Genomic DNA, 24,383 nt, shown 5'->3' on the forward strand with positions numbered 1-24,383 from the left:
GCCGGACGGGTCGGGCTGGACCGGCTGGAGCCGTTGGCGAACGGCACCGGGTTCATCGCGACCATGCGGGAGGTCGGCCCGGTCAACTTCGGCGGCGACTGGGGGCTGATGGCCCTCGCCCAGTGTGCCCCCGCCCCAACCGGATACCAGGTCGTGACCGCGACCGGAGCGGTCGGGACGGAGTTCGTCACGGCGAGCTGCGGGACGAAGAAGGTCATCGGGATGGGCGGGCGGATCAACAGCGGCCTGGGCGACGTCGTGCTCGACCAGGTGGTGCCGTCGTTCGACCTGAGTTCGGTGACCGTCCGGGCAGTCGCCGTGCAGGGCACCGCACCGTCCGGCTGGAGCGCCACCTCGATCGCGGTCTGCGCCAACGGGCCCGCCGGGCTGGAGCGGGTCGTGACGACGGGGACGAGCGCGAGCAACCCGTCCGACACCGGCCTGAAGCCGTGNAGGTGCTGCTGAGCGTTGTCAACATCACCGGGGGGAACACCGTGCGGGTGCGGGCGGACGAGGACGCCGACGGCTTCGCCGGCTCGTGGAGCCTCAACGCATACGCCATCTGCGGGAGCTGATCCGGCACCGGGGCCGCCCTCGCGGCGGCCCCGGATAGCCGTCCCGGCGGGCACGCCTGGTGTCACCGATCCGTTGATCATGAAGTTGACTGTGGCAAAACTGGCTCAGCCGGCCGCTAACTTCATGATCGCGGGTCCTTCCGACCAGATGGCGCGGTCGACGCTGCGCGAGGTCTACGAGGNACGCCAACGGCCCGCGCGGCTCAGGAGAGCGTTCGGCGCGGATACTGGCGGGGTGGTGGAGAAGCAGTCGGCGGATTCGACCCGGTGGACCATCCACGGCGAGCGGGTCGTGGACGACACCAGGCGGACGCGGCTGAGTATCGCCGAGGTGGAGTTGCCGGACGGGGTTCGGTTCGAGCAGTACGTGATCCGGGCTCCCCGCTCAGCCATGGTCGCCGTGCTCGACGAGTGGGAGCGCCTGTTGTTGATGCGGCGGCACCGGTTCGTGTTCGACCGTTGGGTGTGGGAGTTGCCCGGCGGTTACGTGGACGACGAGGAGGAGCCGTCGGCGTGTGCGGTGCGGGAGGTCGAAGAGGAGACCGGCTGGCGGCCCCAGGAAGTCGAGCCGCTGCTGTCCTTCCAACCGTGGGTCGGTACCGCCGATGCCGAGAACCTGCTCTTCCTGGCCCGGCAGGCCGAGCACATCGGCACTCCTGTCGACGTGAACGAGGCTGAGCAGGTCGCGTGGATTCCGCTCGACGAGGCGTACGGGCTGGTGGCTCGGGGCGAGATCGTCGGTGCCGGCACGGTGATCGCGGTGCTGGAGCTGATCGCGCGTAGGGCCCGGGGCCAGTTGTGATGGTCAGCGTCGTGGGCCGAGGGTGGCGTCGATGCGGCCGGTGAAGTGCCGGACGGTGGGCAGCCGCCGGTTCGGGGCGAGCTGGGCTTGCAGGTCGCGCAGGTAGCCGACGGCTCTGGCAGAGCGTAGCTGGGTGGTCAGGGCCAGGGCCTGAGCGCCGAGGGCGCAGGCCCGATCGGGCTCGCCCTGCTGGGCGTGGATGCTGGCGAGCAGGGCGAGATTGAAGGCTCGGCCGCGTACGTAGCGATCGTCCATGCGTAGGGATCGGGCGGCGAAGCGTTCGGCGTGGGTGTTGCGGCCGAGGGCGTGGAAGCAGTGGCCGAACTTGGCCGACAGGTACGCCTCGTCGAAGTAGCTGAGCCAGTGCGGGTCGGTGGTGCGGTCGGCCCGGTCAAGGGCCTGTTCCGCCTGGTGCAGGGCAGCGGCGCAGGCCCGTTCGTCGTTGGCCTTGGCGAGGGCGTGCGCTTCCATGACGTGGGCTTCGGCGGTCAGGACGGGGACTCCGGCGCGACGGGCGGTCTGGCCGGCGGCGCGGGCGAGGTCGAGGCCGGTGGTGGTGTGCCCGAGATAGATGGCCTGGTGACTCATCGCGGCGAGGATCTCCGCACCGAGGCCGTCGTCACCGGCGGCGTGGGCGAAGTCCAGGGCGAGGGNAGTTGAGCCAGTTCGGCGGCGGCGCTGAGCAGCCGTTGACCGATGGCGTGGTCATACCGGCCGTCAGTGAGCAGGGGGGTCACCTCCTGGTGGAGGTAGCGGGCGACGGTGTCGCGGGCGTGTCCGCCGCCGTACTGGTTGTCCAACTGGCGATAGGTCGCGGTCATCGCGCGGATGGTGTCAATCTCCGGTTGACCGACCGAGCTGCGTCCAGGTTGGGTGACCGGGGCCGGACTGGGAGCCGTGAACCAGCGCAGCGCCGGCAGGGTGTAGCCGGCGGAGCTGAATGCCACCTGCCGGAGGACGTCTCGACGGTTCACGTCACCTCGCCAAAGCTCTGCGGCACTGCGTACGTCGTCTTGCCATGTCCGGTTGGTCGGCGGCTCGCTGGGCCGTTCGGGGGTGAGCTGGCCGCTACCGCCCGGCGGTGCGGTCTGTCGGGGCGCCAGGCCCATCGTGGTACGTGCCTGGTCCGGCATTCGGCATCCGTCGGCGATCCGTTCGAGGACGTCGATCGAGGTGACCTTGCGTCCGGCCATGATCCGGCTGACGTAGCCCTGTTCCAGCCCGACCGCGGCCCCGATCCGGCTCTGGCTCGCACCGGTGAGCCGGGTGATCCAGTGGAACAGCCTGCCGATGTCGCGGACGGACAGTGCGGTCAGCACCTCGCCGTGCGACCACGCGTCCTCCGGTATCCGAAGCGGATCGAGCAGCACGGCGGCTCCCAGCGTTGCGTTCCGACTACTCATGGTGTTCGAGTTGTGAGCGTATGGTGCCCAATCGCGCTGGTCGAGCCGTCTCATGTCACCGTGACATGACTGCTTGCCATGGAGCCGGCCGCCGGTGGCCGGCATCGTCGACGCATGCCTTTCGATTTCGAGAATTCGCCGGTGAAACCGCCCGCCGACTGCCGGAGTACGCCGCCGCGCCCCCGTCAGCGGAGGTGGGGATGAGCGAGCAGGCCCGGGCCGGAAGCCGAGGCGAGCAGATCGAGGAACCGGAGCGGGAGGCCGCCCGGCAGCGGATCCTCCGGCAGGCCGAGGCGGATCGCATACCGGCCGAGGAGACGACCCGGGCGGTGCCGGACCGGCGGTGGCGGCGTGGAGAGCGTTGACCTGCTTCCGGTCGGCCGTCAGGTGGCGTACTGGCGGGGTCGCCGCAGACTCTCCCAGCAGATGCTGGCCGACCGGCTGGGTAAGTCGAAGAGTTGGGTGGACAAGGTCGAGCGGGGTGTCCGGTCGCTGGACAAGGTGTCGACACTTCGGGAGGTCGCCACCGCCCTGCGGATCGACCTGGCGGTGCTGCTCGGTCGACACGCACTGCCGGTCGGGATGGCCGAGCGCGTCGAGGGTGTGGAGCGGATCCGCGCTGCGCTGTCGAGCTACGAGATCGCCTTGGGGCGCCCGGCCGGACGCCGTCCGGTGCTGTCGGTCGAGGCGCTGTCGCGGGAGGTCGCGCACCTGTGGAGCACCTTCCAGCACGCCCGGTATCCGCAGGTGATCGACCTGGCGCCGCAGTTGTTGGTCGACGCGCAGCGCACCCACGCGAACGATCCGGAGGCGGGTCGAGCGCCGCTGGTGGAGGCATACCGGGTGACGGCTTCGCTGCTGATGAAGCTCGGTGTCGCCGACGTGGCGTGGTTGGCGGTCGACCGGGCGATGATCGCTGCCACCGGTGACCGGCTCTCGGTGGCTGCCGTCGCGGTGCAGCTCGGCCCGGTCCTGCGCGGGTCGGGGCGGGCGAGGGTGGCGACGTCGGCGATGCTGGCCGCCGCCTACTCGGTCGCCCCGCCGGTGATCGAGCACGGCACCCCACCCGAGCTGTCCCTCTGCGGAACGCTCCTCGTCCAGGCCGCCCTGGCCGCATCCTGCGACGGGGACGACCGTACGGCGGCCACGCTGATCGACGAGGCCGCCGGGATGGCCGCGCGGGTGGGGGAGGGCCACGACCACCACCGGACCGGATTCGGCCCCACGGCGGTGGAGCTTGCCCGGATCGCCGCGATGGTGGAGCTGGGCGACGCGAGGGAGGCTGTCGTCCGGCATGAGGAGGTGATCACGCGGGACGGCTGGGGGTGGCTGCACGCCGAACACCGCGCCGCGTACCTGATCGACGCCGCCCGCGCCTACCTCCACGCCGACGACCCGGTCAACGCCGGCCGTACCCTGATTGGGGCCGACCGCATCGCGCCGGCCGAGATCCGTCACCGGCCAGCCGGCCGGGACCTGGTCGCCCGGGTCGCCCGCGAGCCCGATGCCCCGTCGACGCTCATCGACCTCGCCGCCACGCTCGGAGCGGGCTGAGGATGACCGGCCCGTTCCTGTCCCTGACGCAGGTCTGCAACCGGCTGATCCTCACCGCCCGCAGGGTCCTCCGCGACCACCGGCCCGGATCCGACGGACGCTGCCTCGTCTGTCGAACGTGGACCTGCGCCGTGGCGACCATCGCCCGTGACGTCCTCCGCATCGCCGAGGAGGTGAGGCGGCGGAACACGGCGACCGGCCCGGCCGGACCCGAGCGCGACGATCCCCAGCGGACCCGCTGACCTCGAACGTGGACAGTCATCTTGGCTAGATACTCATGTTAGTTGTATATTCGGTGCCATGCGATCGACTTCGCGTCCCGCGCTGCGGGAACCGTCGTACTTCGTCCTTGCCGCCCTGCTCGGCGGCCCGCTGCACGGTTATGCCGTGATCAAGCGGGTGACCGAGCTGTCCGACGGGCGGGTGACCCTCGCCGCCGGCTCGCTGTACTCGGTGATCGACCGGCTGCTCGGTGAGGGCCTCGTCGCCGCCGACGGTGAGGAGATCGTCAACGGGCGTGCCCGCCGCTACTACCGGCTCACCGACGAGGGCCGCGGCGTGCTCGCCGAGGAAGCCGACCGGCTCGCCCGGGCCGCCCGGGTGGTCACGGACCGTCTGTCGAGCCTGAGTGCACCTTCTACCACGAGGATCAGACCAGCATGAGTTCCGATGTTCTGGAGAAGCGCTACCGCATGTTGCTGCGGGCCTATCCGGCCGGTTACCGCCGCGAACGTGCCGACGAGCTGATCGACACGTTGATCGGCGACGAACCGACCACCCGCCGCTGGCCCAGCGTCCGGCAGTCGGCCTCGCTGGTCCGGGGCGCCCTGAGGGTGTACGGCGGCAGCACCGCGACCCGGCCCACCGCCGTGCTGCTCTGGCAGGGCGTCCACCTGGGTGCCATGGCGGTGCTGGCGCTGGGTGTGCTCATCGGCCTGGACGACCTCGTCGAGGCGTTCCAGTTCGGCGGGCTCTCGGATCCTTTGCGCGTCCTGCGGGACCAGGGCGTCCACGAGGTCATGGTGGGCGCGGCGCTGGTGGCGCTCGTCGCGGGCCGCACCCGCACCGCTGCCGTACTGGTGGTGGCCGCGGCGGTGGTGCCGACCGTCGTCTCCCCGTACCTGTTCCTCAACGGCTTGCCGCAGTGGTGGGCGCCGGTCGTCGCCGCGCCGCTGATCCTGGTGAGTCTGCGGCGTCCGGCGGACGTGCCGCCGGCACCCCGGGCCAACGCCGTCCTCGTCACCGCCGGGGTGCTCGCCCTGCACCTGATCTCGGCGGAGGGCTTCCGGCTGGCCGACACGAGGTCGCAGGTCGTCGCCGCCGCCATGGTGGTCGCCGGGGTGGCCGCCTTCCTGTGGGTGGCGACGGCCGACCAGCGGCTGCTGATCGCCGTCGTGCCCACCCTGCTGCTGGGCACGCTGCACCAACTGGGCAACACCATGTCGACGGGGGAGCTGCTGCGCCGACCCGACGCCCTGCCGTCCCTGGTCGTCGCGGTCCTCATGGCGGTCGGCGCGGTGGTCTCGACCCGGCTGCGGCAGCGCACCCGCGCCTGACCGATTCCATGTCCGGTCGCGGGCGGCCACCCGACCGGGTGGCCNCGTACTGCGTGGCCCAGCACGGGGTGGCCGACAGGGAGTAGATCCCCGGCCCGGGCAGGTAGCCGCCGAAGATGTCCCCGCTGCTGCAGAGGACGTACACCGTGGCCGGCTGCACGACCGAGCAGGTGATGTAGGAGGTCGCGCCCTGGATGCCGTCGAGGGTGCAGAACCCCGGCAGGACGCCGTCGGTGCCCTTCCGGGCCTCGGTCGCGACGTTGGTGACCTTGGCCGCCCGGAGATTCGCCGCACTGATCGTCGCCGGGTCGAACGCCGTGCGGGCGAACGATCCGGAACCGGCCGAGGCTCCGGTGGATGCCTGAGCCGGACCGCTCACGGCCATGAGGGTCCCCACCGCCAGCGCCAGCGCCAGCAGAGCCGTGCGGATACCGCGTCGTTGGATCATGTCCCAGAGCCACCTCTCGGTTGACGTCCCGACCCGGATTCGAGTCGGCCGGCCGGCCACCGGATGTGGGGCGCGACCTGCGTCGAGGGTCGCCGGGGTATGTAGGTCGCTACGTTGACCGATTGTCAACGGTCTATGTAAAGTCACCCACGGTATCCGTCCTGGGACTGGTGGACAGGGATGTGGATTCGGCTTCTGGGGCAGGTGCAGCTCTGCGCCGGCAGCGCACTGGTGGATGTCGGCCCGGCGCAGCGATGCCTGGTCCTGGCCGCGTTGGCCGCCGACGCCGGCCGGTTGACGCCCCGGGAGGTGCTCATCGACCGGGTCTGGGGCAAGTCGCCGCCGTCGGGAGCATGGCGGACGGTGCAGACCCACATCACCCACATCCGTACCCTGCTCGACCGGATCGGCGTCCCGGGCCAGACGGTCCGGGTCCGCCGCGGTGGCGGCTACGTGCTCGACGTCGACCCGGACATGGTCGATGTGCACCGCTTCCGTCGCCTGGTCGCGAACGCCGCCAGGCACGGGCCGGCGGACGCCGACCGGACCGCGCTGTGGCGCGAGATCATGGGGTTGTGGCGGGGTGAGCCGCTCGCAGCGTTGGACGGGGAGTGGGTGGACCGCACCCGCGACGCCTGGCACGGTGAGTACCGGGACGCGGTCCTGGGCTGGGCATACGCCGAGATCCGGGCCGGGGACCCGAGCACGGTGGTCGGTCCGCTGACGGAACTGGTCAGTCGCTATCCGTTGGTCGAGGCGCTGCCGGCGATGCTGATGCGGGCGCACTACGCGGCCGGCCGCCGCGCCGACGCCCTCGACTGCTACACGACGACCCGGGCCCGGCTTGAGGAGGAACTGGCCGAGAAGCCGGGCGCCGAGTTGCAGTCCGTCTACCAGGCCGTCCTGCGCCGGGAGGCGGACCTGCCCCCACCTCCCGGCGTACTCCCGGCGGTGCGGGCGGTGCCGGCGCAGCTCCCGGCCGACGTGCGCGGCTTCGCCGGCCGACGCGACCACCTCACCCGCCTCGACGCCATCGCTGCCACCGTCGACCGGGACGCCGGTTCGGCCGCGGTGGTGATCTCGGCGATCGCCGGGACCGCCGGCGTCGGCAAGACCGCCCTCGCCGTGCACTGGGCGCACCAGGCCGCCCGGCGGTTCCCCGACGGACAGCTCTACGTGAACCTGCGGGGATTCGACCCGAGCGGGGCGGTGGTGGAGCCGGCCGACGCCGTACGCGGTTTCCTGGACGCTCTTGCCGTGCCGCCCGAACGGATCCCCGCGGACCGCGACGCCCAGGCCGCGCTCTACCGCACACAGTTGGCCGACAAGCGCATGCTCGTGGTGCTCGACAACGCCCGCGACACCGCTCAGGTCCGCCCGCTGCTGCCCGGAGCACCCGGCTGCCTCGTCCTGGTCACCAGCCGCGACCGGCTCACCAGCCTGGTGGCCACCACCGGCGCCCACGTCATCCCGCTCGACCTGCTCACCGCCGACGAGGCCCGCGACGTGCTCACCCGTCGCCTCGGCGCCCACCGGATCGCCGACGAACCCGAGGCGGCCGACGCGCTCGCCGCCCTGTGCGCGCGACTGCCCCTGGCGCTGGCCATCGTCGCCGCCCGCGCCGCCACCAACCCCCAGCTCTCCCTCACCGATCTCGTCGCCAACCTGACCGAGGCCGGTACGCGCCTCGATGTACTGGCCGACCCGGACCCGGCCGCCGACCTCCGGGCGGTGTTCTCCTGGTCCTACGCGGCTCTCACGCCCGATGCGGCGCGACTGTTCCGACAGCTCGGGCTGCACCTCGGCGCGGACATCACCGCGGAAGCCGCGGCCAGCCTCGCCGGCCTCGCACCACCCCTGGTCCGGCCGTTGCTGGCCGAGCTGACCGGCGCCAGCCTCGTGGTGGAACACATCCGAGGCCGGTACACCCTGCACGACCTGCTACGCGCCTACGCCGCCGAACTCGTCCACGCCCAGGACCACCCCGAGCAGCGCCGGGCCGCGACGCACCGGATCCTCGACCATTACCTGCACACCGCCCACACCGCCTGCCGGCTGCTCAGCCCCGCCCGCGAGTGGGCGACGCCGGCACCGCCGCGGCCCGGCGTGACCCCGGAGGTCCACACCGATCCCGGCCGGGCGCTGGCCTGGTTCACGACCGAGCACGCGGTGCTGTTGGCCGCCATCCGGCACGCCGCCACGGCCGGTTTCGACGCCCACCTCTGGCAACTCGCCGGGGCCCTCGCGATCTACCTCGACCGGCAGGGCCACTGGCACGACCTGGCGGCCACCCAGGAGGCCGCCCTGGCCGCCGCCCAACGCCTGGCGGACCGGCCCGCACAGGCCCACGCGCACTACTTCGTCGGCACGGCGCACCGGAACCTGGGCCACTTCGGCGAGGCCCGGACCCAGTTCCGACGCAGCCTGGACGTCCACGAACAGTCCGGCGATCACGCCGGCCAGGCCACCACCCACATCGCCCTCGGCCTCGTGTTCGCGCAGCAGGGCCATCACCGACGGGCGCTCGACCACGCCCGGCGGGCCCTCGACCTGTACTCGGCCATCGGCCACCGGCGCGGACAGGCCAACGCCCTCAACGAGGTCGGCTGGCAGCACGCCCAACTCGGCAACCAGCGGCAGGCGCTCAGCTACTGCCACCAGGCGCTCGCCCTGCAGCAGGAACTCGGCAACCGGGCCGGCGAGGCCGCCGCCTGGGACAGCATCGGCTACGCCCACCACCACCTCGGCCACCACGTCCGGGCGATCACCTGTTATCAGCGCTCTCTCGACCTGTCGCGCGACGTCGGTGCCCGCTACTCCGAGTCGGAGGTCCTGGTCCATCTCGGCGACACCCACCTTGCGGCGGGCGACCCCGAGGCCGCCCGGATCGCCTGGCGACAGGCCCTGACGATCCTCGACGACCTACAGCACCCCGACGTCGGCGAGGTCCACGCCAGGCTGGCGAAGCTGGATCCCTGACGCGCCACGCGACGACGGTGCTCGCGAGAGCCGAGGAGAGCGCGGGCGCTTGCTGCCAGTCCTCCGCATGGCGGAGGTCCCGAATCGAACGGTGTGGGGAGGAAGCGCCCGCATGGCCTCGGCTCTCGCCGCTCACCCAGGGATCAACTCGCTGAGTCTATCCAGCGTGTACGCCTCCGATCCGTCGGGCAGACCCTCGGGCGCGTCGATGCCGACGAACGTGACGGGCTCGTCCGGCAGTCGACCGTCCCACGTCCTCACCTCGGCCCGCGTACGCCACCGGTCGACCAGGTAGGACACGGTGAGGTACCGCCGCTCCATCAGCGCTCGCACCCGGTCGGCGGTGGTGAAGGTGTTTCCTTCCACCCGGTTGAACACCGGCCAGCCCCGCAGGTACAGGTGCAGCCACACGGCCTGCCAGCCCCGCTCGGTCCGGGCGAACACCACCGGCAACGCGACCCGGCCCGGGCCGCGCAACTGCGAACGCGCCCGCACGGTCCGGGCGTCGAACGGGGCGCCGCGCTGGTCCCGGTCACGGGTCTGGTAGCCGAACATCGACTCGGCGACCTGGTCGAACGACTCGCCTGCGTAGATGTTCACCTGCGGGACCACGTAGTGCCCCCGGTCGGCCAGCGGCACGTCGATGAACTCGGTCGCACCGTGCGTCGCGTCGGTGACGTCGCCGGAGTGGACCACCCCGTCGTGGTGGTAGTTCGTCCAGGACACCTGGCCCGCGCTGTGGAAGTCCGCATCGAGCAGCAGCACCGACAGGTCGTAGTCGGTGCGACGACTCGTCTGACGCCAGAAGGTGAAGAAGCGCAGCAGCTCACCGGAGACCGGTGCCCGCGAGCCCCGCGGCAGGACCGCGAAACCGGCCTCGGTCGCCTTGCCGGACAGCGGCAGCGCGACGTCGAGCACCTCCGGATCCACCAGCAGCGGTCGCTGCGGATCCGGCAACCGGGCGGCGACCGCGTCGTCGAGAAGCCGCGACAGCTCGGCCACCAGGTCGGCGGGCAGCGGTGGCCGCTCGTCGGGACCGACCCACGCGGTGCGCGAGCGGCTCGCGTACATCCGGGCCGACGCGGGCGTCAACCGGTTGTCGACATGCTCCCGCAGCGAGAGGAGCACGCGGCCCGACGCCGAGCCGAACGCGGCGGTGACCGCACCGACGACCTCGCTTCGCTCGGACGCCGACGCCAACCGCAGCAACCGGTCCGCGGATCGCAGGAGCAGGCCGGGCGCCGCCGACAGCACCGCCGCGGCCGGGCCGACGGCCCCGGCGCGGATCGCCGCCTCGGCACGACCGGCGAGACTGGGTACGCGTCGCTCGCCACGCGCCACCGCGAACACCTCGCGCGCGTGCGGCCACTGGTCGTACTCGTGCGGGTGCAGCCGTTCCCCGAGCCGCTTCCACCGCTCGGCGTAACGCGCGACGTCACCGAGCTTGGCCGGGCTCGCGCCGACGACGGCGTCGAGCGCGGCCAGCAGCATCCGCCGCTCCGGGCGCCGGAAGGAACGGAACCGGGTGGGAGTCACGAGTGAGACGTCCCCGCCGGAGGCCTGGCAGGCGAGGCGCAGCACGTCGGTCGTCGTGTCCATGCCGACCAGCGGCCGCCCGAGGACGAGTCGGACCCCGTTGAGCACGGCGCGGTTCCCCCGTACCGGGATCTCGGCCGGCTGCGCGCCGTCCACACAGGCGACCGTGAGTTCGCCGAGGAGGGCGAGGTCCGTCTCGCCGAGAGGCGTCGAACGGCCGGCCAGGGCCAGGTAGAGACGCTCCGCCTCCACCTCGGCGACGTCGCCGAGCCGCAGCAGGGTCACCCGGTCGCCGACCGCACGGATCAGGTCGTCGTGCGCGGCCAGCAACTCGGCGTACGTGTGCTGGTAGGTCCCGTAACCCGGCAGGTCGAGCAGGTTCACCCCGCCGGAGGCCACCGCGTCCCGTAGTTGCGCGTCGGTCGCCGTGCCCCCGCCGGTGAGCACGGCGGCCCGCAGCCGGTCGACCCAGAATTCGACGGTGTCCGGCACGTCGTCCGGGAAGCCGATGAAGTAGGCGTTGTGCTGAACGTGGTCGCCGACCAGTTCGCGCACCGCCGAGACGACCGTGGCGGCGAGGTCCATCGCGGGCGCGGGCGCCAGGGCGCCGATGTGGTCCAGCAGCGCCCGCGACGCGGCGAACCCGACATCGAGCAGCGCCGCGTCCAGTTGCCGAGCCACCGCCGTGCCGTCGCCGGCCGCGCCGGTGCTGGCCGGCACGCGCAGTGTCCGCTGGATGATCAGCTTGTCGAGCACGTGCTCCTCCTTCCGGCCTGCCGCCGCGAAACGGTGGGTCGCCGGGGACTCGAACCCCGAACCCTTCGATCCGACAAGGAGAAGGAAGCGCCCCCATGGCCGCGCTGGCGGAGAGTGGACGCGCTACTTAGTCGAATGCTCTAGCCAGTTGAGCTAGCGACCCGTGTGTCGATCATCGCACCGGTCGGACGGATCTGGCCACCTGGTGACGGCCCTGGTGTAGCCCCGCGCCATAGAGTGCTATGACTCAGGGTCATAATTATGACCCTGAGTCATGGCGCGCTCGGCGGCATTGCCTCGGTGGCGGCGACACGCCGAGAGGTCTCGATGCGGCGACCGGGCGTCACTGGGGGTGTCGTGTGCGGAGGCCGGCGAGGACGAGGGTGATGAGGTCGCCCGAGTCGTCCCGGTGGGACGGTTGGCCGTAGGTCGCGCAGATGCCCTGGAGGGCCGTCATGACGGCCCCCGCGCCCACGTCGTCGCGGATGGTTCCGGCCCCGGCGGCGGCGGCCACGAGGTCGGCCACGACCTGCCCCACGGCCCGGGTGCCTTCGGCCAGCGTGCCCTCGGCCAGCGTGCCCGAGCGGGTGGCCATGAGCGTCGCGAAGGTGCGGGCGAGGCCCTCGTTCGCGTGCAGGTGGTCCACCAGGCCCCGCAGGAAGGATTCCAACGCCTCGTCGGGCGGGAGGGTGGCTTGCAGTTCCCGGGCGCGGTCGCACAGCGCGGTGAGTTCTTCCCGGTAGACCGCCTCGGCCAGGGCTTCCCGGGTGGGGAAGTGGCGGTAGAGCGTGCCGGTGCCGACGCCGGCCAGCTTGGCGAAGTCGTCGAAGCGCAGGTCGAAGCAGCCGCCGGCGAACAGCTCGCGGGCCTTGGCGATCAGGGCGTCGCGGTTGCGGCGGGCGTCGGCCCGTAGTGGCTTGGCGTGGCTCATGCGGGACCTCGGGTTGACAAGTGGAGACGGTCTCCATATTTTGGAAGTGGAGATGACCTCCGATTATAGGCACGAGGGTGAGCGCGTGAAGATCTTGATGTTCGGCCGGGGCGTGATCGCCGTGACGTACGGGTGGGCCCTGGAGCGGGCGGGGCACCAGGTCGAGTTCTACGTCCGGCCGGGGCGGGCGGCGGCGTACGGGGAGGCGATCGAACTCGATCTGCTCGACGCGCGGCGGCGGCCGTGGGGCAGGCGTGTCGCCGAGAGATGGCCGGTGCGCTACCGCGAGTCGCTGGAGCCGGATCATGACTTCGACCTGATCGTGCTCAGCGTGCAGCACTACGGCTTCGCGGAGGCTGCGGCGTTCCTGGGGCCGAGGGTGGGCGGGGCCACCGTGCTCGTCTTCAACAACCTGTGGGTCGAGCCGCTGACCGCGATCGAACACCTCCCCGCCGACCAGGTGGCCTGGGGCTTTCCCGGTGCGGGCGGCGGCTTCGGCGACGACGGTGTGCTGCGGGCGGCGCTGCTGCCCGTGGTCTTCCTCGGCACGCTCGACCGCCCGCCGACCGAGCGCGAGCGGGCCGTGCGCCAGGTGTTTCGCGGGGCCGGGTTCAAGATCCAGGAGAACGCCGACTTCCGGGGCTGGCTGTGGATCCACTTCGTCCAGAACGCGGGGCTGCACACGCGGAGCCTGCGGGGCTCGCTGTCCACGCTGACGCCCGGCGACGCCCGCGAGGCGATCCTCGCCACCCGCGAACTGCTCCCGCTCGTCGAGGCGCGCGGCGTCGACCTGCGTCGGCACCGGGCCAGCCTGCTGCCGTTCACCGCGCCCGTCTGGCTGGCCGCGCCGGCGCTGTCCTGGCTGCTCCGTCGTTTCCCGCCGGCGCGCCGGGTGACGCAGGCCCACGCCAACCCCGAGGAACTCCGGGCGGTCTGCCGCGACACCCTCGCGGAGGCACGCAGGCGGGGCGTGCCGGTGCCCCGGCTGGAAGCGGCCGAGCCGTACTTCATCGGGAGCACGACGAGCTGACCCAGCCCGTGGGGTGTCGCCGGGGACGTGTGCCTCAGGCGACGATGCCCAACTGGTGGGTGATCACCACGGCGGCGGCACCGAGCAGGCCCGCCTCCTGGTCCAGCTCGGAGAACTCCACCCGGGCCCGGCCGGCGAGTTGGGGCAGCACCCGCGCGTCCACGGCGGCCCGCACCCGGTCGCGCAGCACGACCCCGCCGCCGACCACGTCGCCGTGCAGGATGAACAGCGACAACGCCAGCATGTGCACCAGGTTGGCGATGCCGACCGCCACATGGTCGGCGTAGTCGTCCAGCAGTTCGTCGGCCGGCCGGTCGCCCTTCTCCGCCAGGGCGACCAGCTCCGCGGGCGTGGTGGACGCCGCGTCCCCGACGCCGCGCCGGGCCGCCTCCCGCCGCAGCCAGCGGGTGGAGGCGATCGTCTCCCAGCAACCGGTGAGACCGCAGGGGCAGCGTTCACCGTCGACGTTCACGCAGGTGTGCCCGATCTCGGAGATGCGCAGGTCACCACGGAGCAGCCGGCCGCCACTCATGATCGCCGCCCCGATGCCCGGCCCGAGCTGCAACGCGACGAAGTCCTCGGCGCCCTGGGCCCGGCCGAACCAACGCTGTCCGAGCGCGAGCGCCCGCACGTCCTCCTCGAGCGTCACGGGTGCGCCGGTGAGGCGGGCGAGCTGCGCGGAGAGCCCGGAGCCGACCAGGCCGGGCAGCGGGGTGCAGGCCAGGATCTCGCCGGTGGCCGGGTCGCAGATCGCGGGTACGGTGACGCCGGTGCCGGCGATCCGCCCGGCGAACGGCGCGAGCACCCCGAGTACGTGCCCGGTCAGCAGCCGCTCCAGCTCCTCCCCGCCGGCATCGACGGGGAACGTGGCGGTGTCGGCGGCGAGGATGCGGCCGCGTACGTCGACCACGGCGGTGCGGACCGTGCCGGGCTGGATCACGACTGCGCCGGTGGGGCCGAGCCGTGGGCCGAACCAGAGCGGTCGGGGTGGCTGGCCGACGGTGGCGGTCGTCCGCCGGACCCGGGTCTCCTGGAGCAGCTCGGACTCGATCAGGCTGCTGACGATGACGCCGATGGTGCCCCGGGGCACGCCGGCCATCCGGGCCAGTTCCGCGCGGGACAGCGGGCCGTGGTCGGCCAACGCCTGCATGATCTTCGCCCGGTTCGCGGCACCGACGTCCTCACTGGACAGCAGCGTGGTGCGGCGGCCCGTGCGGGTGGGGGCCTGGGCGTCGTCGGTGGGGGCTTGGCCCATCGGTCAGGCCTTTCTCAACGCGGCCAGGAGGCCGGTGGCCGCCTCGGTGAGTCGCTCGGCGGTGCCGACCGCGTACTGACTGCAGCCTACCTCGTACCCGCTGCGGGGAAACTCCTCCCGCGTCGGCAGGTATCCCGACGAGTGGTTGGCGTAACCGACGACCAGCACCGTGCCGGGGTCGGACGCGCGGATCAGCCCGCCGGTCGCGGTGAACGGCTCCCCGGGCAGGCCCACCACGGCCAGGCCGTCGCCGATTCGCAGCGCCTGCACCGGCAGGGTGGCGTCGCCGGCGGGCGGGGCGTCGAGGCAGTCGAAGTGGGCGGCGCGGGCGTGCAGCAGGTCCTCGATCCAGAGCTGGGCGGCGCGGGGTCCGGCGGCACGCCGGGCGGCCGGGCCGTCAGCGTCGGCGAGGGCCGCCCGCGCGGCGGCCGCCTCCCGCCGGGTCCACTCGGGATCGGTCCGCTGCCGGGGTGTCACCGGCACGTCGACGAGTTCCGCCCGCAGGGGAGCCGGCGGCACCACGCGCCCGAGGCGCGGGGCCGGCGCCGGGGTCTCCTCCTCCCAGCTCAGGTTGATCACGCGGGGATCGGCCGCCGACCGTTGCAGGGCGAGCACCCGCTGTGCGCAGGCCGCCCCCAGGATGGCTCCGGTGCGGTGCGCCTCGGCCGGGGTGTGCGCGACGAACACCGGGTTCACGTCGCCGGCGCAGCCCTGCAGGAAGAGCGCGGTGCCGCCGCAGAGCGCCTCGATCGTCCCGACCGCCGCGCCCGGGAAGTCGGCCGACCAGCCGGTGGTCGTGTGTTCGAGGATCGTCGGGTGGCAGGCGTGGTTCGCCAGCACCGTGATGACGCCGCCGTCGCCGGGGCGGACGGCGGCCACCACCCGCGCGGTGATGTCCAGCGGGCCGTCCGGGTCGCGGCGGTTCGCCCCGATCCCCTCCACGTCGACCTCGCCGGTCAGCAGCCGGGCCGGCTCCGCCGCGTCCGCGGCGGCGCGGACGGCGGCGACGATCCCGTCCACGATCCGGTCGAGCACCGGCTCGTCGTCCGGCGTGGCCAGCCCCGCCGGACCGCAGTGCGTGTGCGTGGCGGCGAGCAGCAACCGGGCCGGGTCGAGGCCGGGCCGCTCCCGCAGGCGGGCGCACACCCGCCGGCGCAGCCGCGCGGTGACCGCGAGCAGGTCGCAGACGGCGATCACCACCGGCGCGACCCCGTCGTCGAGGAACACCGCCCGGCAGTACAACTCGTCCAGCGTCCCATCGGCCACGTCGATGCGGGCGGCGTACCCGGACATGCGTACCCCCGGTGGCGGGGTGACGGCGACGCGGGCCGCGCCGACGCGCAGCGGCCCGGTCACGGTCGGACCCCCGGTGCGGACGGCGGGCCCTCGGCGGGGACCGTGACGCGGGTCGGGGTGGGAACGACCGGTCCGGCGCTCCGGGCCGGGGCGGGGTCGCCCGGCGCAGGCCCGGTGAGCAGCAGCTCGGCGGCACGGTCGCCACGGGCCAGCATCGCCGCGCCGTACAGGCCGCTGAGCCGGCCGTACCGGGCCGGGCGCAGGACCTCGCCGACGTGCGGGACGGTCCGCGACAGCAGCTCCACCACCCGCTCACGCAGTGGCCCGACCAGCTCTCCCGCCAGCAGCAGCCCGCCGCCGAGCACGACCGCCTCCGGGGCGAGCACCCGGACCGTGCCGGCCACGGTGAGGGCGAGTAGGTCCACCGCCGTGCCGACCAGGTGGCGCGCGTCCGGGTCACCGGCCCGGGCGGCGGCCACGACCCGGGCGGCGGTGACCGGACCCGGCCCGCCGAGCCGGGTCGGAGCGCGGTCGGCGAGGGCGCGGCCCGAGGCGTACGCCTCCAGGCAGCCGCGTTGGCCACAGCCGCACGGCCGCGCACGCGGGCCGTGGACAACCGGCACGTGACCGAACTCGCCCGCCTGTCCCTCGGCGCCGGTGACCAGTCGCCCGTGCGTCACGATGCTCATGCCGATGCCGGTGGAGACGGTGACGTAGAGCCCGTGCGACGTGCCGGCGGCGGCGCCGGTGGTGAACTCGGCGACCGCCGCGGCGACGGTGTCGCCGACCAGCCGGGCCGGGCCGCCCAGTTCCTCGCCCAACCGGCGGGCCAGCGGAAAGCCGGCGAACGGCAGGTTGGCGGCGTGGTGGACGATCCCGGCGGCGGTGTCGAGGCTGCCCGGGCAGGCCACCACGGTCGGGCCGGCGGCGCGCAGCTCGGCCGCCGCGCCGACGACGGCGGCGACGACCGCCTCCGGGCCGGCGTCCACCGGGGTCGGCAGCTCCACCACGCGGGTGAGCCCGCCCGCGCCGACGCCCGCCACCTGGATCTTCGTGCCGCCGATGTCCACGGCGACGGCTGGGGCGCTCATCGGGTCGGCGCGTCCACGTTGGCGCTCACGATCACCTCGGCGGTACGCCCCCGGCGGTGCAGCGCCGCGCCGATCTCGACGACCAGAAGCTGGGCCAGCAGCGCGAAGGAGACGGTGGAGGCCGCGCCGACCCGGCCACCGTCCGGCGCGGGCACCGCCGCGTCACCGATCGGGCAGTGGTTGTCGATCACGTCGTCGACCACCTCGGGCAGTTTCCGGCCGGACGGGTGCCGGGACGGGTAGGCGGCGCAGTGCGCCTTCGACAGGACCGCCACGGTGTACACGCCATCGCGGCGGGCCTGCTCGGCCATCGCGACGCTGGCGCCGTTGCGGCCGCTCTGCGAGGCGATGAGCAGGCAGTCGCGTCCACCGACGTCGTACCGGTCGAGGAGCGCCGGGCCGTTGGCCGGGTCCCGCTCCGGCATCGAGTCGGCGAGTTGCCGCCAGGCCGGTCGGGGAGTGTCCCGCAGGTCGTCGAGGTTCATCGCGGTGATCGGCCGCAGGCCACCGGCCCGGGAGCACAGCTCGGCCGCGAACGCCCAGGAGTGCCCCGCGCCGAAGGTGTAGAGATGGCCGCCGTCGGCGAGCCGGTCGGCGACGCGGGACGCCACCCGCGCCACCGTCTCCCGCTCCGCGTCCGCCGCCGCGAGCGCCGGGGCGAGCAGCAGCGCCGCCGGGTCGCCCGTCGCCGCGCTCATCGGGACGCTCCGTCGGTGGTCGCCGTGGCGCCGGCCGCCGTCCGGGCCAGCACGTCGGCGACGGCGACGGTGCCGCCGTCGGCCACCGCCCGGTGCAGGGCCAGCAGCAGGGCGGAGTTCTCCAGCGCGTCGTCGAGCGCGTCGGCCGGCGCGTCACCCCCGGCGACCAGGTCGAGGAAGTCCGACAGCCGGGCCTGGGTCCAGTCGAGCGTGCCGGGCCAGGTGTACGCCTTGTCGTTGGCGACGTGCACCATCTGGTCCTGGGTGTCGGCGTAGAGCGCGCCGTGGCTGCCCACCACCTCCACCTTGAAGTCCACCGGCGACGGCAGCGAGTTGGGCAGCACCCAGGCCGACTCGTACAGCCCGGCGAAGCCGCGGTCGTAGCGGACCAGGGCCTGGATGATGTCGTACGTGTCGATGCCCTCGCCGGTGAGTCGGCCCTTCACGCCGTTGGCGGTCACCTCGGCCGCGCGGGCGCCGGTGAGCCAGGCGGCCAGGTCGAAGACGTGGCTGAGCAGGAACCAGCCGCAGGTGGTGCTGCCCGCCCAGGACAGCATCCGGGTCGGGTAGTCGACGATGTTGCTCAGCCGGGCGTTGACGCCGACGACGTCGCCGATGTCGCCGGCCGCGATGGCCTGTCGCATCCGGACGAAGACCGGGTTGGCCCGGTTGGAGAAATTGACCTGCACCGGCACGCCGGCCTCCCGCGCCGCCGCGCGCATCCGCTCGGCGTCGACCATGGTCGTGGCCAGCGGCTTCTCCACCAGCGTGGGCACGCGGGCGGCCATGCAGGCGAGAAACGGCGCGCAGTGCAGGTGGTCCGGGACGGCCAGGTAGACGGCGTCCAGCTCGACCTCCCGCAACATCCGCTCCGCGTCGTCGAAGTCGCGGGCGCGGCAGTGGCCGGCCAGCTCCGCGGCGAGCGCGCGGTCCCGGTCGCAGACGGCGACCACCTCGGCCCGCCACCGCAGGTCACCGTCGGTGACGGTACGGGCGTAGACCCGCCCCATCACCCCGGCGCCGATGATGCCGATCCGCATCCTGTTCCCCACGTCGTGCCTTCCTTTCGACAGCGGTGCGTTCCGCTCGGGCCGGACGCGTCGACGCGCCCGGCGGTGCCGTGCCCCGGCCGGGGTGTCACCCCTTGGTCGCGCCGGCGGTCAGCCCCGCCACCAGGTGGCGTTGCAGGGTCAGCACCACCACGACCACCGGCAGCAGGACCAGGGTGACCGCGGCCGTCAGCGGTCCCCACTCGATGGTCTTCTGGGTGACGAACGAGGCGACGTAGACGGTCAACGGCCGGGCCTGCTCGCCGCCGAGGATGACCGGGATGAGGAATTCGTTCCACGCGTAGAAGCCGGTGAAGATGGCCGCCGACGCCATCCCGCCGCGCATCATCGGCAGCACGATCAGCAGCAGCATCCGCAGGTAACCGGCCCCGTCGACCCGGGCCGCCTCCTCGACCTCCTCGGGCAGGCCCCGGACGAATGACGCCAGCAGGATGGTGGTGAACGGCACGAGGAACCCGGCGTACACCAGCATCAGCAGCAGGCGGGTGTCGTAGAGGCCGACCTCCAGCGCCATCGAGTACAGCGGGATGACGAAGACGATCGACGGTACGGTCTGCGCCAGCATCACCAGCAGGATCAGCGAGCGGCGGCCGTGCGGGCGCAACCTCACCAACGCGTACGCGCAGGGGAATGTCACGGCCAGCACCAGCAGCGTCGCCACCAGCGCGACGCCGACCGAGGTGAGCGACGCGGAGAGGAACTGCGGGTCGGTGAAGAGCCGGGCGTAGTTGGCCAGCGTGCCCTCGTTCGGCACCACCGTCGGCGGGTACGTCTGCGTCTCGACCTGCGTCTTGAACGAGGTGGACACGGTCCACAGCACCGGGCCGACCGCCAGCAGGGCGGCGATCGTCAGCAGCACGAAGCGCAGCATCGAGCGGATCCGGACGGTCATGGTCGGGTCACCTTCGTGAACAGCCAGTACGCCGGCAGCGCCAGCACCGCCATGGCGACCGCGATCGCGCACGCGCGGCCGATCTCGAAGTTCACCATGGACTGCTGGTAGGCGAGCATGGACAGGTTGAGCGTCGCGTCGCCGGGGCCGCCCCGGGTGACGGTGTAGACCAGGTCGAACATCCGGTAGTCGGCGGCGGCGCGCAGCACGCAGCACACGCCCAGCACCGGGGCGATCATCGGTAGCCGGACGTACCGCTCGACCTGCCACCAGCCGGCCCCGTCCACGGCGGCCGACTCCAGCAGCGCCTCGTCCACGCTGAGCAGCCCGGCGAGCAGGATCAGCGTGACGAACGGGATGTTGATCCAGGAGTTGACCCCGACCACCAGCGCGAGCGCGCCGAACTGACTGGCGAGCAGGTTGACCGGCGAGGAGTCACCGAACGCCGACGCGGCCACCCGGGTCAGACCCAGGTCCGGGTCGGACAGGAAGCGCCACATCAGGCCGACCGCGACCGGCGTGAGCATCATCGGCAGGGTGATCGCGGTGCGGAACACCGCCCGGCCGCGCAGCGGCCGGACCAGCGCGCGGGCCAGCACGTACCCGATGGGGATCTGCACGGCGAGGCTGGCGGCCATGATGATCACGGTGACCCGCAGGCTGTGCCAGAACCCGCCGTGCAGCACCTCACGGCTGAAGTTCTCCGCCCCGACGACCTCGGCCGGGCCGACGGAGCTGAGGCTCTCGTCGGTGAGGGAGGCGTACCCGGCGACGGCGAGCGGCACGGCGACCGCGCCGAGAAGCAGCAGCCAGGCCGGCGTGGTCAGCAGCGTGCCGAGCCACCGCAGCCGGCCGGGCCGCCCCGGGCGTCGCGACCGGGACGGCTGCCGCCCGGTGGCCGCGACGCCCGGGACCGGAGCGACCGTCACGAGCAGTCGTCCTCGCCGTCGAGGATGGACGCGACCTTGTCGTTGGCCGCCTTCACCAGTTGCTCCGCCGACTGTCCGCCGGTGGCGGCGCTGCTGAGCTGCGCCGAGAGGGCGGTGATGATCTCCGGCATCTGGCTGATGTAGGGCAGGTGGACGCCGGTCTCCGCCGCGTCGATCAACGTCTTGAGGTACGGCAGGCTCTTCTGCGCCTCGGCATCGGTGAGCAGCGACTTACGGGCCGGCGGCGGGGCGCCCTGCTCGATGAAGGTGGACTGGTTCGCCTTGCCCATCGCGTACTCCAGGAACTTCCAGCCGTTCTCCGGCGAGCTGGAGTTCTTTCCGAGTCCGATCAGCCAGCCGAAGAGCAGGGTGCGGCCCTGGTCGCCGGCCAGCGGCGGGACGGCCGCGGCGAACTTGCCCGGGATCTTCGACTGCTTCGGGTCGGCCATGATCGAGTAGTAGCCGGTGGCGTTGATCATCTGGCCGACGTCACCCTGGACGAACGCGGTGGTCATCTCGTTGCCGCCGCCGTTGACGGCGGTGGCCGGGGTGGTGTCCTTCAACGACAGGTACGTCTTCGTGGCGGCGAGCACCTCGGGGCTGTCCAGGGCCGGGGTGCAGGTGCCCTCCTTGAGCAGTCGCCCGCCGAAGGTGTAGATCGTCTCCAGCCAGTAGTAGGCGCCGATCTCGCTGCCGAAGCCGGAGTCGCTGCCGTACGCCCCGGCCGCCTTGAGCTTCGTCGCGTTGGCGGTGTACTCGTCCCAGGTCGTCGGGGGCTTGAGGTTGTTCTTCGAGAACAGGTCGCTGTTGTACCAGAGCACGTACGGCTCCGTGGACAGCGGCAGCCCGTACGTGGTGTTCCGGTACTTGGCGTAGTCCTTCACCTGGTCCGGGATGTCGGCGTAGTCGTAGCTCGACGACCCCTCGGCCCGGCCGCCGATGTCGGTGAGCGCCCCACCGCCGGCCAGCGGCGCGAGCATGGGGCTGTCGAACTGGACGACGTCGTAGCCGCCCTTGGGCTGCTTCGCGGCGAGCAACGTCTTCGCGGCCAACTGGGCGTAGGGGATGTCGACGAACTCGACCTTGATCCCGGTCTCCTTCTCGAAGCCCGGTGCCAGCGCCTTCAGCGCGGTGGCGCTGGGGCTGGAGGAGATCGCGACGGTGATGGTCTTGTCCTCGGAACCGCCGGCGTCCTCTCCGCATCCGGCGATCACCAGCGTCGTGGTGATCGCCGCGGCCACGGTGGCTGTCACTCTGCGCGCTCCGCGCGCTCTGGGCTGCCTCATGGCGCCCCCTCTCTCGGAGGGGATAAGTATTAGGAGAATACTTAAACCTGTCAAGGTGTTGCCGCAGCTCAGCGGGGTGTGTTCGATCGCGCCCGCCTCGCGGACCCTCGGCTGTGCCGGTGCGGTCGCGGGCCGGGAGGCAGGCGACCTCTCGGATTCGCGCCTCGGCTACCGCACTGTCCGTGACGGGACTTTGCTCCTCCGTCAACCCCGGTTACGAATTCGTTCACACTCTTGACAGCCTCATCAGACAACAGAAAACTATCGTCCACTGACTTGCTGAGTCATCAGACAACTGGGGTCGGTGACGCGTCGCAGGTCAGAAGAAGTGGGCGGAAGCCCGATCGCTCAGCGCGAGCACCGCGCGTCCGCACGAAAGTGAGCCGAAGCTTTGCTGAACTTCGACGAAGACCGTTTCCTGGCCATCCAGGCGTCCGCGGTCGACCTGGCCGAACCGATCGACGCCCTCGTCGGCCGGCTGCTGGACGCGGGTGCCCAGAACCTCTTCTTCCTCGGCGCCGGCGGCGCCGGTGTCCTCATGCAGCCGGCGGCGCAGCTCATGCAGCGCGAGTCGGCGTTTCCCACGTTCCTGGAGAACGCGGCCGAGCTGCTGGCCGTGGACTCGAAGAACCTGGGCCCGCAGTCCATCGTCGTCATCCCCTCGCTGTCGGGCACGACCAGGGAGGCCCTGGCGGTCAGCGAGTTCGCGCAGAAGAAGGGCGCCACGGTCGTCGCGCTGACGGGCAACGACGAGTCCCCGCTGGCGACGGCGGCCGATCACAACTTCACCGTCCGGGCCGCCGACGACACCTCCTCCGAGTCCTTCTACCTCCAGTCGCTGCTGATCGCCCTCTCGATCCAGCAGCACCGCGGCGAGCGGGAGGACTACGCCGAGCTGGTCGCCGGACTCCGGTCGCTGCCAGGTCACCTGCTCGAGGCCAAGCGCGCGTTCGAGGACCGCGCCGCCGAACTGGCCAACCAGTTCGCCGACGAGGGCTACCACATCTTCACCGGGGCCGGCGCGTCCTGGACTCAGTCCTGGTACTACGCCACCTGCATCCTCGAGGAGATGCAGTGGATCCGGACGCGTCCGGTGCACGCCTCGGACTTCTTCCACGGCACGCTGGAACTCGTCGAGAAGGGCGTCAGCGTCTTCCTGCTCAAGGGCGAGGGCCCCACCCGTGAGCTGGCCGAGCGGGTCGAGCGGTTCGTCCCGACCGTGACCGACACGTTCACCGTCATCGACACGGCCGACTTCGCGATGCCCGGCGTCGACGCCGGACTGCGCGCCCTGGTCAGCCACGTCGTGCACGCGACCGTTCTCGAGCGCTTCAGCGCGCACCTGGAGAAGGTCCGCAACCACCCCCTGACGACCCGCCGGTACTACCGCCGCATCGACTACTGACCCGGATAAGGAACCCCCATGCTTACTCGGAAGGTCCTCGCCGCCTCCAGCGCGGCGCTGCTCATGACGGCCCTCACCGCCTGCTCGTCGGAGAACGACGCCTCGGCCGGCGGCGACGGCAAGAAGGTGTCGGTCTCGCTGATCATCAAGACCCAGGGCACCTCCTTCTTCAAGAAGATGGCCGACGGCGCCACGAAGGCCTCGAAGGATCTGGGCGTCAACCTGACCGTCGCCGCCGGCAAGGTGGACGGCGACGAGGACACCCAGATCCAGGCCATCGAGAACGCCGTCTCCCGCGGCGACCAGGGCATCCTCATCNGAAGGTCATCGCCCTGGACACGGTTCCGGACCCGGCGTCGCTTGTCGACACGACCTACGCCACCGACAACTTCGAGGCGGGCCGCCTGGTCGGGGAGTGGACGGCGAAGAAGCTCGACGGCAAGGACGCCACCATCGCCCTGCTCGACCTGTTCGGCGACAAGGTGTTGACCGTGGACTACGACCGGAACCAGGGCTTCCTGACCGGGATGGGCATCAACGTCGCGGACCCCAAGGTCAACGGTGACGAGGCCAAGACCGGAACCTACACCGGCGGCAAGGGCGGCAGGTACACCATCGTCGGCAACCTGCCAACGCAGGGCACCGAGGAGGGCGGCCGCACCTCGACCGAGACGCTGCTCAGCAAGAACCCGAACATCAACGTCATCTACGGCATCAACGAGCCGGCGTCGTACGGCGGCTATCAGGCGTTGAAGGCGGCGGGCAAGACCGAGGGCCTGATCACGGTCTCGATCGACGGCGCCTGCGACGGCGTGAACTACGTCAAGGACGGCATCCTCCAGGCCACCGCCCAGCAGTATCCGCTGAAGATGGCGGAGATGGGCGTCAAGG

20 protein-coding genes, 1 tRNA gene and 2 pseudogenes are annotated in these 24,383 nt (G+C 72.2%); 10 read left to right on the forward strand and 13 right to left on the reverse strand.

Annotation, left to right across the window (positions count from 1 at the left end):
* Window positions 1-723: 723 nt before the first annotated feature.
* On the forward strand, window positions 724-1,377 hold the full coding sequence (locus tag B1205_RS10405; RefSeq protein ID WP_441338475.1) for an NUDIX hydrolase: 654 nt from the start codon (window positions 724-726) through the stop codon (window positions 1,375-1,377).
* Window positions 1,378-1,380: 3 nt separating this feature from the next.
* Here the strand turns inward: B1205_RS10405 and B1205_RS10410 are convergent.
* Window positions 1,381-2,747 (reverse strand): annotated as a pseudogene (locus B1205_RS10410) (helix-turn-helix domain-containing protein).
* Between the two features lie 233 nt (window positions 2,748-2,980).
* Between B1205_RS10410 and B1205_RS29620 the strand changes: the two are divergent.
* The 6 genes from B1205_RS29620 (at window position 2,981) to B1205_RS10440 (ending at window position 9,317) form a co-directional block, all read left to right on the forward strand.
* Entirely contained in the window at window positions 2,981-3,145 is a 165-nt protein-coding gene (locus B1205_RS29620) for a hypothetical protein (protein WP_176308529.1), read from the forward strand.
* Window positions 3,132-4,334: a helix-turn-helix domain-containing protein gene (locus B1205_RS10415; protein ID WP_176308530.1), complete on the forward strand. Its 1,203-nt coding sequence runs from the start codon at window positions 3,132-3,134 to the stop codon at window positions 4,332-4,334. The genes B1205_RS29620 and B1205_RS10415 overlap by 14 nt, the downstream gene beginning before the upstream one ends.
* 2 nt (window positions 4,335-4,336) lie before the next feature.
* Window positions 4,337-4,576, forward strand: coding sequence for a hypothetical protein (locus B1205_RS31185; RefSeq protein ID WP_089155425.1), 240 nt, complete (start codon window positions 4,337-4,339; stop codon window positions 4,574-4,576).
* Between the two features lie 58 nt (window positions 4,577-4,634).
* Window positions 4,635-4,997 carry a PadR family transcriptional regulator gene (locus B1205_RS10425; RefSeq protein ID WP_089155426.1) on the forward strand — a complete coding sequence of 121 codons (363 nt, stop codon included), beginning with the start codon at window positions 4,635-4,637 and terminating at the stop codon, window positions 4,995-4,997.
* Window positions 4,994-5,890: a hypothetical protein gene (locus B1205_RS10430; protein WP_089155427.1), complete on the forward strand. Its 897-nt coding sequence runs from the start codon at window positions 4,994-4,996 to the stop codon at window positions 5,888-5,890. The genes B1205_RS10425 and B1205_RS10430 overlap by 4 nt, the downstream gene beginning before the upstream one ends.
* A gap of 628 nt (window positions 5,891-6,518) precedes the next feature.
* On the forward strand, window positions 6,519-9,317 hold the full coding sequence (locus B1205_RS10440) for an AfsR/SARP family transcriptional regulator (protein ID WP_089155429.1): 2,799 nt from the start codon (window positions 6,519-6,521) through the stop codon (window positions 9,315-9,317).
* A gap of 132 nt (window positions 9,318-9,449) precedes the next feature.
* Here the strand turns inward: B1205_RS10440 and B1205_RS10445 are convergent, their stop codons facing one another.
* The 3 genes from B1205_RS10445 to B1205_RS10450 all read right to left on the reverse strand — a co-directional run bounded on the left by B1205_RS10445 (window position 9,450) and on the right by B1205_RS10450 (window position 12,540).
* The gene (locus B1205_RS10445) at window positions 9,450-11,609 is read right to left on the reverse strand and encodes a TerD family protein (RefSeq protein ID WP_089155430.1); all 2,160 of its coding nucleotides are present in this window, start codon (window positions 11,607-11,609) and stop codon (window positions 9,450-9,452) included.
* A 34-nt stretch (window positions 11,610-11,643) separates the two neighbouring features.
* Window positions 11,644-11,772 (reverse strand) — tRNA-OTHER (locus tag B1205_RS29625).
* A gap of 180 nt (window positions 11,773-11,952) precedes the next feature.
* Entirely contained in the window at window positions 11,953-12,540 is a 588-nt protein-coding gene (locus B1205_RS10450) for a TetR/AcrR family transcriptional regulator (protein WP_089155431.1), read from the reverse strand.
* 85 nt (window positions 12,541-12,625) lie between these two features.
* Between B1205_RS10450 and B1205_RS10455 the strand changes: the two genes are divergently transcribed.
* Complete coding sequence (locus B1205_RS10455; protein ID WP_089155432.1) at window positions 12,626-13,570, forward strand: ketopantoate reductase family protein; 945 nt, start codon at window positions 12,626-12,628, stop codon at window positions 13,568-13,570.
* A 34-nt stretch (window positions 13,571-13,604) separates the two neighbouring features.
* On the opposite strand, the gene B1205_RS10460 is transcribed toward B1205_RS10455, so the two are convergent.
* The 8 genes from B1205_RS10460 to B1205_RS10495 all read right to left on the reverse strand — a co-directional run bounded on the left by B1205_RS10460 (window position 13,605) and on the right by B1205_RS10495 (window position 22,054).
* Window positions 13,605-14,825: an ROK family transcriptional regulator gene (locus B1205_RS10460; RefSeq protein ID WP_089155433.1), complete on the reverse strand. Its 1,221-nt coding sequence runs from the start codon at window positions 14,823-14,825 to the stop codon at window positions 13,605-13,607.
* A gap of 3 nt (window positions 14,826-14,828) precedes the next feature.
* The gene (locus B1205_RS10465) at window positions 14,829-16,181 is read right to left on the reverse strand and encodes a neutral/alkaline non-lysosomal ceramidase N-terminal domain-containing protein (RefSeq protein WP_089155434.1); all 1,353 of its coding nucleotides are present in this window, start codon (window positions 16,179-16,181) and stop codon (window positions 14,829-14,831) included.
* On the reverse strand, window positions 16,178-17,212 hold the full coding sequence (locus B1205_RS10470) for an ROK family protein (protein WP_089155435.1): 1,035 nt from the start codon (window positions 17,210-17,212) through the stop codon (window positions 16,178-16,180). Before B1205_RS10470 ends, B1205_RS10465 begins: the two co-directional genes overlap by 4 nt.
* Window positions 17,209-17,910, reverse strand: a complete 702-nt coding sequence (locus tag B1205_RS10475) for a sugar isomerase domain-containing protein (protein WP_089155436.1) — start codon at window positions 17,908-17,910, stop codon at window positions 17,209-17,211. Before B1205_RS10475 ends, B1205_RS10470 begins: the two co-directional genes overlap by 4 nt.
* Window positions 17,907-18,962 carry a Gfo/Idh/MocA family protein gene (locus B1205_RS10480; protein ID WP_140158001.1) on the reverse strand — a complete coding sequence of 352 codons (1,056 nt, stop codon included), beginning with the start codon at window positions 18,960-18,962 and terminating at the stop codon, window positions 17,907-17,909. The genes B1205_RS10475 and B1205_RS10480 overlap by 4 nt, the downstream gene beginning before the upstream one ends.
* An 85-nt stretch (window positions 18,963-19,047) precedes the next feature.
* Complete coding sequence (locus tag B1205_RS10485; protein WP_089155438.1) at window positions 19,048-19,872, reverse strand: carbohydrate ABC transporter permease; 825 nt, start codon at window positions 19,870-19,872, stop codon at window positions 19,048-19,050.
* Complete coding sequence (locus B1205_RS10490; RefSeq protein WP_089155439.1) at window positions 19,869-20,801, reverse strand: carbohydrate ABC transporter permease; 933 nt, start codon at window positions 20,799-20,801, stop codon at window positions 19,869-19,871. The genes B1205_RS10485 and B1205_RS10490 overlap by 4 nt, the downstream gene beginning before the upstream one ends.
* Complete coding sequence (locus B1205_RS10495; protein WP_176308531.1) at window positions 20,798-22,054, reverse strand: ABC transporter substrate-binding protein; 1,257 nt, start codon at window positions 22,052-22,054, stop codon at window positions 20,798-20,800. Before B1205_RS10495 ends, B1205_RS10490 begins: the two co-directional genes overlap by 4 nt.
* Before the next feature lie 424 nt (window positions 22,055-22,478).
* Between B1205_RS10495 and B1205_RS10500 the strand changes: the two genes are divergently transcribed.
* Window positions 22,479-23,492 (forward strand): SIS domain-containing protein, encoded by a 1,014-nt coding sequence (locus B1205_RS10500; RefSeq protein WP_089155441.1) that lies wholly within the window; start codon window positions 22,479-22,481, stop codon window positions 23,490-23,492.
* On the opposite strand, the gene B1205_RS33335 is transcribed toward B1205_RS10500, so the two are convergent.
* Window positions 23,486-23,770, reverse strand: coding sequence for a hypothetical protein (locus B1205_RS33335; protein ID WP_441338465.1), 285 nt, complete (start codon window positions 23,768-23,770; stop codon window positions 23,486-23,488). The two genes, B1205_RS10500 and B1205_RS33335, sit on opposite strands and share 7 nt — an antisense overlap.
* On the opposite strand from B1205_RS33335, the pseudogene B1205_RS31195 reads away from it, so the two are divergent.
* A pseudogene (locus B1205_RS31195) lies at window positions 23,670-24,343 on the forward strand (substrate-binding domain-containing protein); the annotation flags it as partial. The gene B1205_RS33335 and the pseudogene B1205_RS31195 sit on opposite strands and share 101 nt — an antisense overlap.
* Between the last annotated feature and the right edge of the window lie 40 nt (window positions 24,344-24,383).

It is taken from the genome of Micromonospora sp. NBS 11-29, assembly GCF_002140155.1.
In the GTDB taxonomy this organism is placed as follows: Bacteria; Actinomycetota; Actinomycetes; order Mycobacteriales; family Micromonosporaceae; genus Micromonospora.

What these genes read in the sequence shown, in the direction of transcription:
- B1205_RS29620 (WP_176308529.1), top strand. Translation starts at nt 2,981, where the DNA reads ATGAGCGAGCAGGCCCGGGCCGGAAGCCGAGGCGAGCAGATCGAGGAA.
- B1205_RS31185 (WP_089155425.1), top strand. Translation starts at nt 4,337, where the DNA reads ATGACCGGCCCGTTCCTGTCCCTGACGCAGGTCTGCAACCGGCTGATC.
- B1205_RS10425 (WP_089155426.1), top strand. Translation starts at nt 4,635, where the DNA reads ATGCGATCGACTTCGCGTCCCGCGCTGCGGGAACCGTCGTACTTCGTC.
- B1205_RS10430 (WP_089155427.1), top strand. Translation starts at nt 4,994, where the DNA reads ATGAGTTCCGATGTTCTGGAGAAGCGCTACCGCATGTTGCTGCGGGCC.
- B1205_RS10440 (WP_089155429.1), top strand. Translation starts at nt 6,519, where the DNA reads ATGTGGATTCGGCTTCTGGGGCAGGTGCAGCTCTGCGCCGGCAGCGCA.
- B1205_RS10450 (WP_089155431.1), bottom strand. Translation starts at nt 12,540, where the DNA reads ATGAGCCACGCCAAGCCACTACGGGCCGACGCCCGCCGCAACCGCGAC.
- B1205_RS10460 (WP_089155433.1), bottom strand. Translation starts at nt 14,825, where the DNA reads ATGGGCCAAGCCCCCACCGACGACGCCCAGGCCCCCACCCGCACGGGC.
- B1205_RS10470 (WP_089155435.1), bottom strand. Translation starts at nt 17,212, where the DNA reads ATGAGCGCCCCAGCCGTCGCCGTGGACATCGGCGGCACGAAGATCCAG.
- B1205_RS10475 (WP_089155436.1), bottom strand. Translation starts at nt 17,910, where the DNA reads ATGAGCGCGGCGACGGGCGACCCGGCGGCGCTGCTGCTCGCCCCGGCG.
- B1205_RS10485 (WP_089155438.1), bottom strand. Translation starts at nt 19,872, where the DNA reads ATGACCGTCCGGATCCGCTCGATGCTGCGCTTCGTGCTGCTGACGATC.
- B1205_RS33335 (WP_441338465.1), bottom strand. Translation starts at nt 23,770, where the DNA reads ATGGCCTGGATCTGGGTGTCCTCGTCGCCGTCCACCTTGCCGGCGGCG.